This is a genomic window from Paenibacillus sp. JNUCC-31 (genome assembly GCF_014844075.1).
Classification (GTDB): Bacteria; Bacillota; Bacilli; order Paenibacillales; family Paenibacillaceae; genus Paenibacillus.
Genome location: NZ_CP062165.1, coordinates 3,175,231 through 3,193,159 on the forward strand (window position 1 = coordinate 3,175,231; position 17,929 = coordinate 3,193,159).

Consider the following 17,929-nt stretch of genomic DNA (forward strand, 5'->3'; position numbering starts at 1 on the left):
TCTCAACATTAAGGTCATATAAAAAAATAAAAACCTGCCGCCTCAACTAAGAGGCGACAGGTCTGACCTTCGCGGTACCACTCTTCTTGCCATGAACAGGATTGGAAACGACATGCTCCAACCTATCCTTCCATAACATCTCAGGACCTGATGACGGAGGTTAACCGTCAGAATCTACATGAAGTCAGTATATATCATCATTCTCAACATCCAGCCCTTCGTTCGCTGAATAATGACGATACTCACGTAACTGCTTTTCGATTCTGCTGCTCACAGGTGAGTTGGGGAAGATTGGACTGCCTTGCACCAAATCGACAGTTCTCTGGACCAAACCTTGAACCTTAATGCTCCTGATCATTGCGTTTGACTGTTAAATTTTATCCAGTATAGTACTTCTAAATATTTCCTGTCAACTCTTGTTTTCCAATGAGTTCCAGATCTTTTCTTGCCTCAAATACATCAAGCAGCTCTATTTCGTTTTCTCTTCCAGCTGCACAGCCACTTCACGATCAGGCTCCTCTGTACTGTACATCCAAGGATATACGATTGCCGTATCCGATGTGTACTTCTCATAGCGATCAATACCCAGGTTTTTTCCGTCACCGGCAAATTGAGTTTTGGCCGGAGTACCATAACTTCGTTTTCCCTTCTGGATCGTATAGGTCTGATTAATTCCACCAAAATGCAGATCATCACTATATCTCTCCACGTACAAATCACCGTCCTTGCGGTAATATGTCCAATGGATTATAGAACCGCCCAGATTTGAATCAAGTTGCTGTGGTTTCTCACTAATCGCGGATAACGTAACTGGCTCAAATTCACCCTCAAAATAATTGACTTTATGATGGGCATAAAGGGTCATTGGTGTATCTGGATTGATTTCCAGACCAGCGCTCACTTCAAAACGTAGTTCCGCTTCATGCTTCGAATCCTCTGACAGCCATACTCCTCCATCTAGCTGGGCTCCATTCACATCAAGTGTGTATCTCAAATAGGGTAGTTGCAAGAACGGTTCATGATGAGCAAGGGTCACCCTGATTTGGGTAGGTGTAATGATGGTTTCCTTAACGATCACTTCATCCGATTGCTGATCCAGAGGGATATTCAGCACTCTTTTACTCGTACCACTAAGCATCTCTGTTTTATCCAGACGTATACCGATATCTAGCGATTGATCCATTTTGCCTTCTTCTTTACTGTAAGCCAGTACATAAGATGATGCTTGTTGCTTCAACGTCTTCAGGTTATAGAACTGTTCTGATATATATTCACCATGTTCTCCAGGTTTACCGTTTATACTCGGTGCATTCTCCTCCAACGTCTGACCATTCTGATCGTATATCTTCAAATAAGGAAAGGCATAGTCACGAACCTCCGGCTGATCAAAGGTTAATGATGTAGACAACATCATCTTATTTTCCTTCTCGTTGAATGCGCTCACTACAAGTTTACCCAAACCATCCTTGTTAATATTGAACACCTGTGATTGCTGCTGAGAAAGATCTAGGGTAATTTCCTTTTCTTCCGGAACTAACACTTGGATTCCACCTACAGTGAAGTCAACATTTGCTTCTTTTTCTGATGGTGTCCACTCCGTCTCAAAGTACCCTTTAAACTTGCCATCGGTCTGATCAAGAACATGATAGTACCTGCCTTCGATCAGCTTGCCGCTCTCGTCCCGCAGGCCAATAGAAGGGAATCTTACGGTATCACCTTTATACTTACCAGGGTCCAGCGAATACAAAATAACCGTGCGATTATCATCGGAAAAGGCTGTATCCAGCGTTAATGTTACCCCTTTTACTGTCACGGACTGATTCAGTTTCTGTCCAAGCTCCTTTTGTATGGCATTCTGGATACCACTGCGGTGATTTAAAAGATCACCCCAATTATAGTGGACTGCTGCATATACCGGCGTCGCCATGAGAATAACTGCAGCGGTTCCGATCAGTGCAGTCTTTTTCCATTTGAAGTGTTGTGGCCCATATGCTTTATTCTCTGATACATGAAGTTCAGGGCAGCGCTCCTGATCCTGCCCTATCTGATCCCACATGGCATCGAAATCGGGATAGCGAATATCCGCATCATTTTTCAGATGACGAGACAACAGATTTTCCGTATGCTTCACTATACATTCCCCCTTTCTGATGTTGCTTTCTGGCTTGATCCCATTTTTTCCTAAGCAATCGAATTCCCTTATAAACTCTAGACTTCACCGTACCCAGTGGTACTTCCAGAATCTCTGCAGCTTCGGATAAACTCAATTCATTCATATAACGCAGCAGAATCGCTGAACGTATCTTCTCAGGCAGCTCATGAACCCATTGTGCCCAGACCTCGGACTCCTCCACATGCTCGATCAACGTATCAACCGGATCAGCGGTTCGTTGAGGCGTGAGAATAAACTGCTTTTTCTCCCGCTGCTTGGCTGTGCGCTCCTTCTTCAGAAAGTTAAGACAATGATTCACCGTAATTCTCATCAGCCATGTCTTCAAGTACTCAACCTTCTGCCAATCCTGACGAAACACCGTAATAAAGACATCGTGGCATACATCTTCTGCATCCTGAGCATGGTGGAGCATGTAGTAACAGGTTCGGTACACATCCTTGTTGTACATTTCAAACAATTCCTTTTCGTTCAAAAGCTTTACCTCCTCTCTCTGCATCAGCCTTTTCAAATCTATAGACAAAGCCGATCCTTCAAAGGTTCATTCTTACCCTTTCTCCACACAACAAAAAAGAACCTCCACTTCCACAGCATTGCAGAAATGAACGTTCTTTATGGCTTAAACCGAGGCCAGTAACATGGAATCCAGCCCGCCTAAAGGAGATTTGCTAGATTTTTTTCACAAACTCGGACTTCAGCTTCATCGCGCCCAGACTGTCGATTTTGCAGTCGATGTCATGGTCACCGTCAATCAGACGGATGTTTTTGACTTTGGTACCCTGCTTAACCACCAGCGAGCTGCCTTTCACTTTCAGATCCTTAATGACCGTAACGGTATCGCCATCATTCAGGACATTACCATTCGAATCACGTACGACTTTCGTTTCTTCTGCACTCTCTTGTTCAGACGCTGGCGCCCATTCGTGCGCACACTCTGGACATACCAACAAATTACCGTCCTCGTACGTGTATTCGGAATTACATTTGGGGCAGTTAGGCAAATTAGACATATGTATTAAACTCTCCATTCATTTTGTGGCTTCCTCGCAAGTATACGGGATCGAAGTCCATTGTTCCACAGGAAGACTTATTATGTATCGCCTTATCATCTCTACAGCTCCATGTTAAATCCAAAATGGAAGAGGTTAATTGATTTTAAACTAAATTTAAGATTGCCCCGCCCTCTGATTTAAGGAAGGCTCCTTATACTGAAGTTCCAGAACAACAATTGTAGATCATCACAACAAGTTACTATTCTTATAAGTCGTGTCTCACACGAATTGCTGATATACATTTCCGATTAGAAGGAGTTTCTGCTTATGTCACCCTATATATTTCCTGTCCAAACGGCATTCTTGATTTTTGTCATTATCGCCATGTTTTTACTGGTTCCTTGGTTGATCTACGGATATCGAAAAGATGGATTTTTTAGCTGGTCCCGATTCGGTATCAGTTTTTCATTTATTTTCTACCTGCTGGCTGCGTACTGTCTGGTCATTCTTCCTTTTCCGACCACGCGTAATACATGTGCACAGCAAGCAGCGGATACGGTCTATTACAATCTGGTTCCATTCACCTTTGTAAAGGATATTATGAAAGAAACACCAATCGTCTGGTCTCAGCCTTCCAGTTATATGGGGATGATTCAGGGCAGAGCTTTTCTGCAAGTTCTGTTTAACGTCCTGCTTCTTATGCCACTTGGCGTGTATATCCGTTATTTTTGGCAAAAGAGATCGTACTGGAAGCAGGCCTTGTTAAGTGGATTCGGCTTGTCTCTGTTCTTTGAGATTACCCAGATCACCGGCTTCTACGGTTATTATGATTGCCCGTATCGGTTGTTTGACGTGGATGACCTGCTGCTGAATACTTCAGGAACGGTACTCGGTTTTTTTGCAGCACCCATCGTACTTGCCTTATTCCCGTCTCGTGCAAGTATTCAGGCGAAAAGCGAACAAATCCTCGAACAAAACAAGGTCTACCCTGTAGCCCAACTGCTCGCGCTCATTATCGATAGTGTAGTTGTTGTGTTTGCAACCAATTTAATGTCTATTTTCAATCTGACTCATACAAATGCCATGACCCTTATGCTAAATACCATGATCGCGATGCTGTTTGTATTTTTCTTTATCCCATCCCTGAAAGAAGGCAGAACACCAGGTTCAGCCCTGATGCGATTCAGATATGTTGATCAACGGACTGGCGAGCCTTCCAGCACTTCCCTGTTCAAAAGATTGCTTGCACTTTACGCCCCTTGGCTGTTTGTGTCCATTGCTCAAATGATAAATGAGTATGCTTTCTTAAACGAAAATGCGATGCTCCAGCCCTACAAAATATGGCTTTCTGTCGGCATTGTTGGTTTGCATGTGCTGGTTCTCTTGGTATTGTTCGTTCATGTCATGGTAGTGCTATTCTCCCGAGGCAAACGCGCATTCTATTGTGATGTGGTATCCAATACAAAAGCATCCCGAAAGTAAACTTTGGACTCACACAATTCACAGCACACAGGTACAGATGAAAAATAGTACCCTAGCGGACCGTCCTTAAAGTCGACAGGTTCGATCCCCTCATAACAAAAGGTGTGCCTCGTCAGCCAATGACAAGGCACACCTTTTGACTATATAAGATAAAGTCCCGATGGGATTGAACTATAGCCCCAGCAGCTCACGTTTGGAAGCATCAGGGTCATGAACCAACTGCACTTCATGATTGAAAATCAGCGTAGCCCGGTTGTCCTCATAAGCAGACCAATCTATTCCCGCTGTCTCTGGCTTGCCCTGCTTGGCAAATGAAATCCATGCATCCTGCACCTTACCTGCCAGTTCTGCTGCGGCGTTATCCGGTTCGGCATTCATAAACTTCAATACAGGCAATGTATTAAAAGCAAAGAATATATCGATGCTATGAATTGATTTTTGCAACAGCGGATGCTCCGGCATGACCCAATCGAACCGATACATCCATACAGGTGCATGCTTCTGCTGAGCTGCCGCATATTGCACAGCCGAGCGCCAGAAGAACAGATCCGTCATCACTTGGGCCTGACCATCTGCAGTCTTGGGATAACTGTCCGCAATGGCAGCCCGGTTCTCCAGATCAGGGGTCATGAAATCAACCGCATTCACCATGTCGATCTCTTCGGAATATGGCACATGGGGCTGAATGAACAACGATCCTTCATGCAAAGTGGTTCCGATCAGTACAGGGATATTCTGTGCCGCGCCCTCTTCTATCGCCTGGAGAGGTGACTTCGGAAGTGTAACTCCATCCAGTACGGGCTGGAATAACAGGGCCATGCCTGCACCGCTTTGTTGTTTGACCGTCTCGCCAGCAGCGATAATTTGTTCCACTGGCATGGTTTTGAGTTGTTGCAGGTCGTCTGGTGTTACACCCAGTGCCTTCAGCATGCCATCACGAATGGCTGAAGCCTGCTCTGCTGGCACAACCTGTGAAGCTCCACTTTGCATAATGGCACGATGGAACAATCCCTTGGCTGCTGGCATCGCCATCAAAGCCGCAATACTCATGCTGCCCGCAGATTCTCCAAATACAGTGACGTTACGCGGGTCACCGCCAAAAGCCTCGATGTTATCCTGTACCCATTGCAGTGCAGCAATCTGATCCAGTAAACCCACATTGGATGCAAAGCCTTCTCCAAGCGGAGCCAGATGCAGGAAACCGAGTGGTCCCAGGCGGTAGTTGATTGTCACAACGATAACCTCTCCGCGCAGAACAAGTTGTGTTCCATCGTACATCGGCTGGCTGCCAGCGCCTGAGACGAATGACCCACCATGAATCCATACCATCACAGGAAGTGCATCATGGCTTTCTTTTTCAGGTGCCCAGATATTCAGGTAAAGACTATCTTCCGATTCCACCGGAGGCTGTCCGGATATGCCCTCGGTTTGAGGATTTCTTGGCTGTATATTTTCAGGGCCAAATTGCTTCGCGTCTCTGACTCCATCCCACGACTCGGGTGGTACCGGAGCCTGAAAGCGTAATTCACCCACGGGTGGCTTGGCATAGGGAATGCCTTTCCATACACTTGCTCCATGCAGAAGCTCTCCTTGAACCGTGCCATATCTAGTGTTCACTTGAAGTTCCTTCATGCGCATATACATCCTCTCTACTGATCGATAGTTCCGGCTGACGACTGGGTTGCTCAGATCCGATTGTAACCTTGTCACGACATGAAACCCTGGCTATGTGTTTATTAAAACGTACAGAAAGAGTGACTTTCATTGCTTCAACGTTCTCACCTATGTACTGACAGGCGCGTTTCCACTTATTTGAGTATAAATCCCAGCAAGACCCATTTACAAGTTTACCCTAATCCACCTTTACCACTACGTTTCACGTGGAACTTTTACATCCAGAATAAAGACTTCGCTTCAATTAACGAGCGAAGTCTTCTATTGCTGCCCTGCCTATGGACATCCTGCAATGAAAAGAAAGGATGAGGGCATACATTGCACCTTGATCTGACTTTATCAACTTTTCCCGATGAATGGATCAAGTACCGCCGTTTACTTTTACCGGATAATGAACCGTATATTCCGTGCCTTCCATCCAGCTGCCCGTCACATGGTCACGCCCCTTAACGACAACGCGATCACGGTATACGTCCACCTGTAAACTCTCACTTCCCTCCAGATGCTCATCCTCATCGGTCCAGAGATAAGCTACGGAAGAGGCATTAAACATCGTTGGCATCTGTCCTTTACCTTCGTACATGGTACGCTGGGCCTCTAATTGCCAATGGGTGTGCCCGGAGAAGAGGATCACCTGCGGATAACGACTTAGAACAGCCTTTAATGCTGCGTCCTGATTCACGCCATACCAACCCTGTTCCTTCATGGAACCCGCCACCGTATCCATTAGCGGTTGATGGAGAAATACGAATATCGGCTGCTCAGGCAAAGCTTGCTCCGACAATTTCATTTCCAGCCATTGCAGTTGAGCGACAGACATATCACAATCTTTCGGATGAGGCTGCTCCGTACCCAGAAAGATATAATGATAACCGTTGATCCAGTGGTCGTGGTACGATCCGTTCATCCCTGTGGTTGCTGTAAAATCGTTCAACCGTTTCTGCCACAATGCATCCATTGTAATAGAACGCCCTGATTCCTCAATCTCCCCTGCCTCCGGTCCGTCTTGGTCAACCTGACCATCCCTGCGTACAGATTTATTTTGGCCTATAACTTCTGAATGCCCCAGCACCTCACCCACCTCATGCTGGGTCATTGTGGTTAGGTTCAACGGCGGATCTCCCCATAGAATGGCTCCTATATCATGATTACCTAGGGTGTAACGTATTGGAGGCAGTGAATCGCCTTGAGCCTGGAATATACGCCGCAACTCCTTGTATTCTTGCGGAAGGCCACGATCAGTCACATCGCCCACGTGCATAATTCCACTGCTGCCATGGCTATATGTTGCCATGTCTTCCAACGCTTTCTCCAGATGACGGTTATGGATATGGTCCGCCTGATCCCGTACATGTGTGTCTGTAATAACCTGGAAGCTGACTATCGGCTGTTCAAATTTATTTTCATTTTGCATCAGGAATCACTCCATTTCAGTCCAATAATGCCAATCAGAATGAAGCCCATCCAGACGATCGACATCGCCTTCAGACGTTCTCCCAAAAAGTAATGTCCCACGATACCAATCAACGTGATGCCTACGCCCGACCAGATGGCATAAGCAACACCCAGCGGCATATACTTCACAGCAAAATTTAACAGGGTAAAGCTCGCTCCATAACAGGCAAACATGAAAATGGAAGGCCATAATCGGGTAAACCCATCCGAGACCCTCATCAGAATGGTACCGCTGAGCTCCAATCCAATCGCCAGGGCAAGCAGTATCCATCCCGTATACGAATGACTCGTCATCGATTTACCTCGACTTCCAGCAATTCATGAAATGAACGGACCGTAAGATCCGCAAGCTTGATATGAGCAGGTTCACCGACAGCAATCTTCCAGGCTGCTCCCGCAGCACGAGCCATCTCCATATCACCATCCGTATCGCCGATCACGACAGCTCTTGCAGTAGGTACACCCAGACGCTCACACGCCAGCAACAACATGTCAGGAAACGGCTTTCCCCGTCCTACCTGATCCGTTCCTACAACTACGGTGAAAAAAGATTCAATACCCATCCACTTCAAATGACTTAGGGCATTTTCTGTCTCATCTGCTGTGACAACGCCCATTTTCATTCCCTTGCTTCGGCACTGCTCAAGAAAGGCAAGGACGCCCGGGAGGGGCTGAGCAGGGCGTTCCTTATTCATGGCGTATTCTGCCTGTAGCAGGCATTCCCTCACGATTATTTTCGCTTCCGCCCAGCTTAATCCTGCACGGTAGCCATGCCAGGTCAATACGGCGTAGACTTCCTCCATCGTTCCCATGGCAAGGGGCCCCCGCACATCATAGCCGTTCATCCGGCCTTGCTCATCATGGGATGTTCCCCATATATGAGGAATCTCTGCTGAATTGAATGGAAGACCACGGGCAACAAGCTCCTCCCGGAAATTCTCCATCACACGAACTGTCCAGAAACCCCACATGACTGTAAAATCAAGCAGAGTCCCATCCTTGTCAAACAAAATGGCCTCTACCGGGGTAGACAGGCTCCCCAAGTTTAATTCGGGCATCGATTACGCTCCTTGTCTGCTGAATTACTAGGTCAGAAAAGCGGTACATGTCTGCACCGCTCCTCCAAGTTAAGCTTGTTTCCTTTGTTATTTCACGCGATCCAATTCTTTTTGAGCCTTTTCCTTGGCTTCTTTCAACGCTTGTGCTGCTGGAATGTTATTAATCTGTACCTGATCTGCTGCATCCTTCAGCGCATCATTGATTTTGCCTCCGGTCGGGTCCTGGAAAGGAGCCGAAGCATGGGAAGCCTGCTGCAGTGGAACCTTGATTTGCGGGTTCTCTTCACTGAACGTTTTGAATGTAGGATCTTCCTGAGCCGATTGACGAACAGCAATGTAACCTGTGTTCATGGACCAAGCTGCTGTATTGGCTGTTTCCGAGAAATACGTCAGCCACTTATAGGCTGCTTGCTGCTGTTCCGGACTTGCTACAGCCGGGATGCCTGCCATGATGGCACTCGCTACAGGTTTGCCTTGGCCCACACCTTCCCAGCCCGGTTGTTCCATGGCTGCAACGATACTGAAATCCAGATCTCCCTGATCACCACTGGAACCGGTGTATCCGGCTGCTTTATTTTTCATGACATCATCAATCGTTTTGTACCAGTACTCCCAGCCTTGGCCGCCATAATGAATTCCCATGGTCTTGTCCTCATTAATCCACTTGCGGAACAACTCCCACGTCTCTACCCATTCCGGTGAATCAATCATTACGGTCTTGCCATCATCACTCAGAATTTTCCCGCCCTTACCCAGCACGGCGTCGATCATGTTATCGCTACCCCACATCGGCTCCCAGCCGTAGAAGGTTGTCTTGCCATTCTCCTGTTTGCTCATCTTCGCTGCCGCTTCAGCAAGTGCCTCCCACGTGGTCAGAGTGGCAGGATCGATATGATTCTCTTTCAGAGTATCCATACGGTAATACATGATCTGAGTTGTTCCATACATCGGTAAGAAATACTGCTTGCCGTCTACTTTTCCCTGCTCCAGGAAGGTCTGCACGTAATCTTCCTTGTTAAAGCTCTGATCGGCAGTGATCAGCTCATCCAGGGGTGTATAGTACCCTTTGCGCGCCCAGTCGATATTGGAGCTTAGTACAGCGGCGGGTACTTTTTTCGAAGCAATGGCAGCCTGAAGTTTTTGTTCGGTTTCCGTGTAATCTGCTTGTACAATCCCTTTCACAACAACCTCACTCTGGGATGCATTGAAGGCATCAATTGTCTTCTTCATGTTATCGCCCAGGTTACCACCCAGACCATACCAGAACTCAATCTCTACCGGACGACTTGATGCAGAATCAGCTCCATTCGCCGCTGCTGCTTCTGAACCCTTGCCTGTGCCGCTATCGGCCGAGGAACCACATGCAGTGATCAGGGCGAAACTCGCCGCCAGTACCAGCGACATGCCCCCTCTCCACCTGAGCTTTAATTTGTTCCGCCATTTCATACTCGCTTGACCCAATTTCATTTTGATTCCTCCTATATAAAGTATGTTGTGAAAATCAGTTCTTGTTCACGCCGGCAGTAATATTCACACTCTGCATGATCGTTTTCTGGGTAAACAGGAAAAGGATAAGCAGCGGTGCAATGGTAAAGGCACTGGCAGCCATGATCTGCGGCCATGCCAGACCGTAGGCTCCACCTTCCACGAAAAAGCTGCGCAGACCTGCGGATACCAATTGCAGATTCGGGTCTTTGGTAATAAGCATTGGCCAGAAATAGTTGTTGTACTGGTCAATGAATGTAATCAACACCATCACGGCAAACGACGAACGAACCAGCGGCGTCATAATGGTCCACAGAATGCGGAAGTGGGACGCTCCATCCAACTGTCCGGCTTCCACCAGTTCGTGAGACACCTGCATGAATGCCTGACGGATCAGGAAGATGGAGAACACACTGACACAGTTGGACACGATCAGTCCGGTATAGGAATCCAGCAATTTAAGCTCGCTGAGCACCAGATAACTGGGCAGATAAACAGCTGTACTCGGAATCATGTAGCCTACCAGGATCAATCCGGTGAGTACCCCTTTCATGCGAAAACGCATATGGGTAAGTGCGTAAGCCATCATGCTGGAGTTGATGACCTGGATCAGACATATCGCTGCCGCTACCCCTGTGCTGTTCAAAATGTAGCGGAAAAATGGCGCAGACTGCCACGCATCCACATAATTGTTCCAGCGGAACGTTTCAGGCCAGAAGGTTGGCGGGAACTGCCAGATCTCATCATTGGTCTTGAAACCGCTAATGACCATCCAGTAGAACGGAAATGCCATCGTCAGACTGATCAGGGCAAGCAGCAAATAACGGAGTGCGGTGGCAAATCCTTTTCTCCCACCAGGGATCTTCCGTTTCTGCGTTTCCTCACGACTATTATCTTTTCTGGTTTGTTTGCTTAGAGCGGTCATGTTCATCAGTAGTGCACCAGGCGTCGGCCGAGCAGGAAGGATACCCCTGACAGCAGAACGCAGATCAGAATAATAACAACGGCAATGGAAGAAGCCTCGCCTACATTGAAGGATTCAAATGCAGATTGATAATACATATAGAGCAGCGTCCTTGTTGATCCAGCCGGTCCCCCTTGAGTCATCACGTTGATCTGGTCGTAGGCCTGAAGCGACTGGATCGTCAGGATGATGGACAGAAAAAACGTAGTTGGCGAGATTAACGGCAGTGTAATGCTTCGGAACTTGTCCCAGCTGCCTGCCCCATCAATCGATGCTGCTTCAAGCAAATCGGATGGCAGATTACGCAATGCGACCAGGTAGAATACCATGGACCAGCCGATCGATTTCCACAGCGTGACGATGAGAACAGCTACCAGTGCCCAGTTTGCATCTCTCAGCCAGCCGATCGGGGAAATCCCGACCCAGCCAAGCAACAGATTAGCAAGCCCCACTTCCGGCTCGAAAATCCAGGACCATGCAATGGAAACCGCGACAGTCGGGGTCACCCAAGGGGAGAAAAGAAGCGTCCTGAATAGACCGGAAGATTTAATCTTGCTGTTCATGAGCAGTGCCAACGCCAATCCACCAACGATCGTGGGCACGACACTTCCAAGACCGAACAACAGCGTAACTTTTAATGAACGGTAAAATTCAGAATTGGTTAGCAGATAGCTGTAGTTATCCAAACCGACGAATAATTTGTCAGGACTCATGAAGTCCCAATCCGTAAAACTCAGATATACAATGTATCCCAAAGGCCCCAGCCAGAAAATGAGTAATGGGATAAGGGCAGGAAGGGTGAAGAGAACCGCTTCTGTCTCCCTCCATAGTTTCACACGCAATTCCGCACACTCCTAATCGTCCAAATTTTATTTAATTTTTCTAAAAATCAATCCTTCAAACACCCTTTATTCTCTTCTGTACAAAAATGATTGTATAATACATTTGAAAAATGTAATTCCGGGTTATGTTAAAATAACGGGAGGTCATGTAAAATATGAAATGAAAACAGGGAGTCCCATCCATATACTAGAGGTGAGATTGTGGGAAAAGAAGCTGCCGAGGACCAAAATCATTCTTCGTTGTCCTATCGGCCTGAGCTGAGGGAGAAAGTGATTGGCGCGATTGCCAATACGATGGATCTATACGGAGTCAATCATTCATTTGGCCAACTGTATGGCATTATGTACTTCGAAGATCGGCCCATGACGCTGGAAGAGATGAAAACGTCCATGAACATGAGCAAAAGTAATATGAGTTACGCTGTTCGTTCTCTTACCGAATCTCAGATGATTTATAAATTGGAGGAAAAGCGGGAACGTCAGGATCAGTATCTGGCCGAAACCAACTTTTTCCGTACGTTCCAGAACTTCTTCGGGGCCAAGCTTCAACGGGAAATCGACGTGATGCAGGAAAGCCTTCGGGAGGTCATTCCGCAGTTATCGGAGATTATTCTCGCCAGAACCACTCCGCCGGAGGAACGGGAAGAGGCTTTGCGGGATCTGCATAAGCTTCAGCATGCCGAGCAGTATTATAATTGGTTACAGGGATTTGTAAATCAACTGCGGGATGGCGCGTTTTACAAAGACGCTCCGCATGAAAGTGATTAATGCAGCGAGCGACGATGGTTGCAGGACTTGTTCTGGCTTTAAATGATCAAAAGGGGAGCCCCGCCATGTTTTTCATGGTTGGGGCTCCCTTTTTGTTGTTATAGATATGGTTCCCTTATTTCTGTGCCGCAGCCTCAATGTCTGCATAAGCCCAGTGTGTTGCAGGTACGTCTGTAAAAGATGGTGTATTTACGCCTGTTGCCGGCGTCCGTTTGAACAGTACATTTAGTACTTTCACAGCTTCAGCGCGGGTCAGTTTGTCGTCCGGTTTAAATGTACCATCGTTGTATCCAGTCATCAGGCCAGCCGATTGTACATAGGTAATCGCATCCGAAGCCCAAAGGTCAGCAGATACATCGGTGAATACAGCGCCATCTGTTGCTTGTGATGTGCTGCTTGTTGCGTCTGTACTTTGTTGCTGCATCCAGCGGTACGCAATGGTTGCCATTTGTGCACGGGTGATCGAACCCTCTGGTGCAAATTGAGTGGCATTCATGCCATTCATGATGCCTGCGGATTGCGCTTTTTGAATATCACTTGCTGCCCAATGGGTGGCAGATACATCGGTGTAGTTTACAGAGCTCGCCGATGCGGTTCTCGCTTCCTCAGACAGATTACGAGCCAGCATCGCTGCCATTTGCGCACGGGTTACGAATGCATCCGGGCGGAAATCAGCACCAAAGCCATTGATATACGGGTTGTGCGAGCCTTGGGAAGCGTTCAGTCCATCCACCACAACGAGCGTGAACGTACTGAATTTGTTAACTGTAAACTCGATGCCTTCACTGGAGTCGCTGAGCTTCACCAGTTTGCCTCGAATCAACTCTCTCGTACCGTCACTGTGTTCAATGTATACAGCCAGGTTGTCCAATACTTGCTGACGGGCAGCAGGATCGGTTGGAAGACTATCGCGCAGCGGCAATGTCAGTGTTACTTCATGGCTTTGCATATTCGTTTCGATCTCAACTGGACGAGCCAGTACTTTTACGTTGGAATTTGGAGTAATCTGTTGGATCAAATGCTCCTTCTTCGCACGTTCTTCCACTTCTTTGCGTTCGGATTCCTTTTTCAATGGAACGACGCGGAAGTACAGATCCTGATCAAATCCGGCAATCGACCTCGTTGGAACCGAGATAACCGCGTTCGCTGTGGAAATCTCAAGGTTAAGCCCACCATCATTCAGCTGCTTCACCGCTGCTTTTGGCAGTTCGATGCTTGTCTCGGACACCGCATCTTTGGTGTCAGGAATGACAATACGTGCTGTGTTCATGTTCAATTGCTTCGCTTTTTCCACCGATTCCTTGGCAATCGCCTCAGACATCTTCACGAGGTCCTTCATCATACCGTTGGCCTCGGTTGTACGTGTAATTGGTGTTTTGGTCAGGTTCGTGCCGTTAGCTCCGTTGACATCCACCACGATTTGTTCCTGTTTGCTTGTTGGCGCAGGCGTGGAGGTTACCGGTGCAGTTGTGGACGATCCACCACCTGTACTTCCGCCCGGGTTAGGGGTTGAACCATTTCCATTACTGCTATCGCCATTTGCCGTGAAGACAATCTTCACCGCACGTCCTGGCATTTCGTCACTGATTGCTTTGTAACGAACCCATACCGTTTTGTCGCCACTAAAATCAAATTTCTGAATGGAGGCAACATCAATCCAGTTCAGTTTACCATTAAAGGAGATCTCCATCCTGTCATCCAAGCCAGTTATGGTGTTGTTGATATCATTTCCCGTTACATTCGGGGCCGTGAAGAATTGGTTAATTACATATTGTAGATTTCCAACATCCTCGTAGCTGTCTTGTTCGTTAAGCACCCATTCCGCCAGTTCCTTACGACCTTCTGGGTTGAGTTCAGCTCTCTTGGATAAGTCAAGGGCACCTGTACGTCTAAATTTATACTTATTGAAGAACGCCTCCCCCGCAATCCATTCGTTCATGGCATGATCTAGCCATTGATCCATTAGCGGAATAGAAGCAGCTTTCTCAAAGGACTCCAAAGGCATAGAAAAGAGGTTCAGCACAATGTCCGGATTAACAATATCCCCTTTAAATGCTCCTTCCAACCTTTCAAAAGCCACTAGATGCAGGTATTTATAAGCGAAAACACCTTTATCTACTTTGCTACGGTCCAAATGTTGTTGCCCCATACTGCGTAGCACATATGTCTGTTGGTCATTAAAATAATTCGGTCCATCTACTAATTGCTGTGCAAGCAGATCCAATTTGTTCTGAAGAAGATCGAGTTCCTTCTGCCCCCAAATGGATTGCGCCAAAACTCCCAGATCAATCATATATTGAACCTGATCTTTATTCTTATAATCATTTTTCACATAATCGATCAGGAATTTAGCGACGAATGTTCTCTCCTGCAATGATAAAGCACCGTACCCATTAGGCAGAGTAATACCCAGTTCAGGATCTTCCATAGCCAAAATCATAGCATTAATATTGCTGTTGCTCTTTGCAGCATTCACGGCAGCCAACGCATCAGTTTCATTGCCAGGGAAAAATTGATTAAATGCAGTCTGAATGGCTTCAAAACTTGCATAACCACCACTCGGTCTTTGATTAATCATGTGATCAATCAATTGCTCCAGAACTTCTGGCGCCAGGTTATCCATTTTGCTCATATCCAAAGGAAAGCTCATCATCGGGTTTTCCGGATTGGCAGTGTTGTATGAGAGAATATCCCTCTGAATGTCACGAAACTTCTGCAACGATCCCAACATTTCCTCAATCGTATTCGCACGATTAATGAAAGGCGTCTTTTCCACAGCTGTTTCTGTATATTTCAGAACACGAGAAATGGACGTTGTGTTTTTGAGTCTAAGTTCGTACAGATAAGCAGTCGTACGTTTATCAATCTCGGAGGAGTTGAGATACAAGTTAATGAGCTGATAAAATCTGTCTTCTGGACTAGGGTAATCAAAATGCTGCCCGCGTTCTGCCTGTTTCGCATACAAGTCATCAAGTGCAAACCTTGAAGCTGGTCCCCCGATTTGGCGAGTCACTTCAAGGGCTTTCAGAGCTAATTGCACCAAAAACTCAACTTGCCCCTTGTTCTCATATCCATTGCTTGTTGGCGGCTCAATATCTAATAAATATTGTGCAATAGCCTCCTGATCTCCTACAGGCAAAGATTTAAAATCAGGCTCGACTATGAATTGCTCATTACTAAGCAGCGAAATAACTTCTGGGATAAAGTCATTGCTGTTGCCTCGGTCTGCATTTTTTTTGAGTTCGTTGTATTGATCCAACTCACTCAGCTGCACAGTGAATTCGATAGATTGCATTTGATATGCAGTTTCCAAATTTCGATCTTTAACAACTACATTGAAATAGTACGTATCGCCTTCAATTAGATCTGTGATTATTTTTGAAAATGTACCATCTGTAGATTCTGAACCATTAATCGGATCACCGTAGGGATGACCTAACGTCCCGCTGATTTCTTCCATATTTTCAAGATCAGAATCGTTGGATATGTAAACCTGGTAATTTACATCAGGTGGGGTAGAAGATCCGGATTCTGCATACTTCCATTGCAATTCAATTGAGTTCTCGTTCACATACTTTATCGTTAATAGACCATTATTTCCTGGTGCTAGATACGATGCTTCTGCACTTACCTTTCCTGCTGGTGCTGCCAACCATGGAGCTATCAACACCAAAATGAGCAGCATGCTAATTATTTTTCTGAATTGCATATATTCTTTCCTCCCTCATCTCGCTTATCGAAATATAGGCCTATTGTATTATGCAACTCTGAACGGATTCTGAACATTCGCTCCAATAAACGGAAAAAGATCCGGTCTGTAGGTAAAGAACAGGCCGGATCTCAAACTTTTTTCGTCATTATTCATCATTTTTATTTCTTCGAGTAATTATAGAGACCTACATTTCACAAAATTTAAGACTCTGCTGGACACGCTTCGCAGTTTCATTTATCAAAATGGCAGCACGTCAACGACTGCGGCAAGATCTGCACAATACACTGTAATGCTCCTATCCATGTAGACATCCACCGTTCAGTCTCTTACACGCTTAACACCCTCATAACCTCATCACAGGATTTTAAGAGATCAGACCCAATTTCAGCACTCTCGCAATATTCTCGGTTGTACGCTCCACATTCTCCGGGCCTTCGCGTAAAAGTTGTTCCACATCTGCATGTACCAGCTTCTCACGCAAGCTCGTGTATTCAATGACAATCTCAATGCCTTTGCGAAGCACGGCCTGTGTAAAAATCAAAAGCCCTGCGCCCAAACCACCTGCTGCACCAGCACCGGGCACATCACGTATATCCTTGTTCAGCTGCTGCTTCACCACATCCGCAAAATGGGACAGATTTGCATCCAGTAGCTGCACCATTTCCGGTGTAGCCCCTTTCTGCGGCCCGAATACCCGTGAAGCGCCATGCTCCCCGCATAACGGATTGGTCACGTCGCATGCGACAATGAATTCCACGTCCTGCAATCGCTCATCCAGGCCGGATACATCGATATGAGCAAGTTGATCAAGTGCCCCACCTCCACGCGCAAGTGGCTGGCCTTGTGCATCCAAGAACGTTGCACCAAGCGCTTCGGCCATGCCTGTACCGCCATCATTGGTTGCGCTGCCGCCAATCCCAATAATGATTTTCCGAATACCCTGATCCAGACATGCCCGAATCAGCTCTCCCGTTCCATAGGTTGTCGTATGAAGCGGGTTACGGGTTTCCTTGGTCACCAGATGGATGCCACTGGCCGATGCCATCTCAATCGCTGCCGTTAACCCATCGCCCAGAATGCCATACTGCGCAGTTACGGTCTGCCCAAGTGGCCCGCTCACCTCTCGCTGGTGAATCGCTCCCCCAGAAGCATCCACCAGCGACTGCACTGTGCCTTCCCCTCCGTCAGCCATTGGTACATGAATATAACTCGCAGATGGGTAGATTTTACGCAATCCTTTTTCCATCGCCAAACATACTTCTTTCGCTGTCATGCTCTCCTTAAACGAATCCGGCGCCAGTACAAATGTCGTCTCTCCCATCTTCTC

Annotated in this window: 15 protein-coding genes; 2 read left to right on the forward strand and 13 right to left on the reverse strand. The window is 46.8% G+C overall.

The window, feature by feature from the left end; all coding sequences use genetic code 11:
* Nucleotides 1-184: 184 nt before the first annotated feature.
* The 4 genes from JNUCC31_RS33325 to JNUCC31_RS13685 all read right to left on the reverse strand — a co-directional run bounded on the left by JNUCC31_RS33325 (nt 185) and on the right by JNUCC31_RS13685 (nt 3,180).
* Nucleotides 185-358, reverse strand: a complete 174-nt coding sequence (locus tag JNUCC31_RS33325; RefSeq protein WP_228469651.1) for a hypothetical protein — start codon at nt 356-358, stop codon at nt 185-187.
* A 111-nt stretch (nt 359-469) separates the two neighbouring features.
* Complete coding sequence (locus tag JNUCC31_RS13675) at nt 470-2,131, reverse strand: DUF4179 domain-containing protein (RefSeq protein ID WP_192271900.1); 1,662 nt, start codon at nt 2,129-2,131, stop codon at nt 470-472.
* Complete coding sequence (locus JNUCC31_RS13680; protein WP_192271902.1) at nt 2,088-2,645, reverse strand: RNA polymerase sigma factor; 558 nt, start codon at nt 2,643-2,645, stop codon at nt 2,088-2,090. The genes JNUCC31_RS13675 and JNUCC31_RS13680 overlap by 44 nt, the downstream gene beginning before the upstream one ends.
* 193 nt (nt 2,646-2,838) lie before the next feature.
* Nucleotides 2,839-3,180 (reverse strand): zinc ribbon domain-containing protein YjdM, encoded by a 342-nt coding sequence (locus tag JNUCC31_RS13685; RefSeq protein WP_192271904.1) that lies wholly within the window; start codon nt 3,178-3,180, stop codon nt 2,839-2,841.
* Between the two features lie 309 nt (nt 3,181-3,489).
* On the opposite strand from JNUCC31_RS13685, the gene JNUCC31_RS13690 reads away from it, so the two are divergent.
* Complete coding sequence (locus tag JNUCC31_RS13690) at nt 3,490-4,644, forward strand: VanZ family protein (RefSeq protein WP_192271906.1); 1,155 nt, start codon at nt 3,490-3,492, stop codon at nt 4,642-4,644.
* Nucleotides 4,645-4,815: 171 nt separating this feature from the next.
* On the opposite strand, the gene JNUCC31_RS13695 is transcribed toward JNUCC31_RS13690, so the two are convergent.
* The 7 genes from JNUCC31_RS13695 to JNUCC31_RS13725 all read right to left on the reverse strand — a co-directional run bounded on the left by JNUCC31_RS13695 (nt 4,816) and on the right by JNUCC31_RS13725 (nt 12,122).
* Entirely contained in the window at nt 4,816-6,276 is a 1,461-nt protein-coding gene (locus JNUCC31_RS13695) for a carboxylesterase/lipase family protein (protein ID WP_192271908.1), read from the reverse strand.
* A gap of 403 nt (nt 6,277-6,679) precedes the next feature.
* A complete protein-coding gene (locus tag JNUCC31_RS13700; RefSeq protein WP_192271910.1) occupies nt 6,680-7,732 on the reverse strand; it encodes a metallophosphoesterase family protein in 1,053 nt (350 codons plus the stop codon).
* A complete protein-coding gene (locus tag JNUCC31_RS13705) occupies nt 7,732-8,067 on the reverse strand; it encodes a DMT family transporter (RefSeq protein ID WP_192271912.1) in 336 nt (111 codons plus the stop codon). Before JNUCC31_RS13705 ends, JNUCC31_RS13700 begins: the two co-directional genes overlap by 1 nt.
* Entirely contained in the window at nt 8,064-8,831 is a 768-nt protein-coding gene (locus JNUCC31_RS13710; protein ID WP_192271914.1) for an HAD family hydrolase, read from the reverse strand. Before JNUCC31_RS13710 ends, JNUCC31_RS13705 begins: the two co-directional genes overlap by 4 nt.
* Nucleotides 8,832-8,918: 87 nt before the next feature.
* On the reverse strand, nt 8,919-10,298 hold the full coding sequence (locus JNUCC31_RS13715) for an ABC transporter substrate-binding protein (RefSeq protein ID WP_192271916.1): 1,380 nt from the start codon (nt 10,296-10,298) through the stop codon (nt 8,919-8,921).
* A gap of 34 nt (nt 10,299-10,332) precedes the next feature.
* Complete coding sequence (locus tag JNUCC31_RS13720) at nt 10,333-11,247, reverse strand: carbohydrate ABC transporter permease (protein ID WP_228469652.1); 915 nt, start codon at nt 11,245-11,247, stop codon at nt 10,333-10,335.
* Nucleotides 11,247-12,122, reverse strand: a complete 876-nt coding sequence (locus JNUCC31_RS13725; protein WP_192271918.1) for a carbohydrate ABC transporter permease — start codon at nt 12,120-12,122, stop codon at nt 11,247-11,249. Before JNUCC31_RS13725 ends, JNUCC31_RS13720 begins: the two co-directional genes overlap by 1 nt.
* Nucleotides 12,123-12,323: 201 nt before the next feature.
* Between JNUCC31_RS13725 and JNUCC31_RS13730 the strand changes: the two genes are divergently transcribed.
* The gene (locus JNUCC31_RS13730; RefSeq protein WP_192271920.1) at nt 12,324-12,890 is read left to right on the forward strand and encodes a GbsR/MarR family transcriptional regulator; all 567 of its coding nucleotides are present in this window, start codon (nt 12,324-12,326) and stop codon (nt 12,888-12,890) included.
* 115 nt (nt 12,891-13,005) lie between these two features.
* Here the strand turns inward: JNUCC31_RS13730 and JNUCC31_RS13735 are convergent, their stop codons facing one another.
* Together JNUCC31_RS13735 and JNUCC31_RS13740 are read right to left on the reverse strand one after the other, a co-directional pair.
* A complete protein-coding gene (locus JNUCC31_RS13735) occupies nt 13,006-16,599 on the reverse strand; it encodes an S-layer homology domain-containing protein (RefSeq protein ID WP_192271922.1) in 3,594 nt (1,197 codons plus the stop codon).
* Nucleotides 16,600-16,966: 367 nt separating this feature from the next.
* Entirely contained in the window at nt 16,967-17,923 is a 957-nt protein-coding gene (locus JNUCC31_RS13740; protein ID WP_192271924.1) for a glycerate kinase, read from the reverse strand.
* Between the last annotated feature and the right edge of the window lie 6 nt (nt 17,924-17,929).

What these genes read in the sequence shown, in the direction of transcription:
- JNUCC31_RS33325 (WP_228469651.1), bottom strand. Translation starts at nt 358, where the DNA reads ATGATCAGGAGCATTAAGGTTCAAGGTTTGGTCCAGAGAACTGTCGAT.
- JNUCC31_RS13720 (WP_228469652.1), bottom strand. Translation starts at nt 11,247, where the DNA reads ATGAACATGACCGCTCTAAGCAAACAAACCAGAAAAGATAATAGTCGT.
- JNUCC31_RS13705 (WP_192271912.1), bottom strand. Translation starts at nt 8,067, where the DNA reads ATGACGAGTCATTCGTATACGGGATGGATACTGCTTGCCCTGGCGATT.
- JNUCC31_RS13710 (WP_192271914.1), bottom strand. Translation starts at nt 8,831, where the DNA reads ATGCCCGAATTAAACTTGGGGAGCCTGTCTACCCCGGTAGAGGCCATT.
- JNUCC31_RS13735 (WP_192271922.1), bottom strand. Translation starts at nt 16,599, where the DNA reads ATGCAATTCAGAAAAATAATTAGCATGCTGCTCATTTTGGTGTTGATA.
- JNUCC31_RS13715 (WP_192271916.1), bottom strand. Translation starts at nt 10,298, where the DNA reads ATGAAATTGGGTCAAGCGAGTATGAAATGGCGGAACAAATTAAAGCTC.
- JNUCC31_RS13685 (WP_192271904.1), bottom strand. Translation starts at nt 3,180, where the DNA reads ATGTCTAATTTGCCTAACTGCCCCAAATGTAATTCCGAATACACGTAC.
- JNUCC31_RS13700 (WP_192271910.1), bottom strand. Translation starts at nt 7,732, where the DNA reads ATGCAAAATGAAAATAAATTTGAACAGCCGATAGTCAGCTTCCAGGTT.
- JNUCC31_RS13740 (WP_192271924.1), bottom strand. Translation starts at nt 17,923, where the DNA reads ATGGGAGAGACGACATTTGTACTGGCGCCGGATTCGTTTAAGGAGAGC.
- JNUCC31_RS13695 (WP_192271908.1), bottom strand. Translation starts at nt 6,276, where the DNA reads ATGAAGGAACTTCAAGTGAACACTAGATATGGCACGGTTCAAGGAGAG.
- JNUCC31_RS13690 (WP_192271906.1), top strand. Translation starts at nt 3,490, where the DNA reads ATGTCACCCTATATATTTCCTGTCCAAACGGCATTCTTGATTTTTGTC.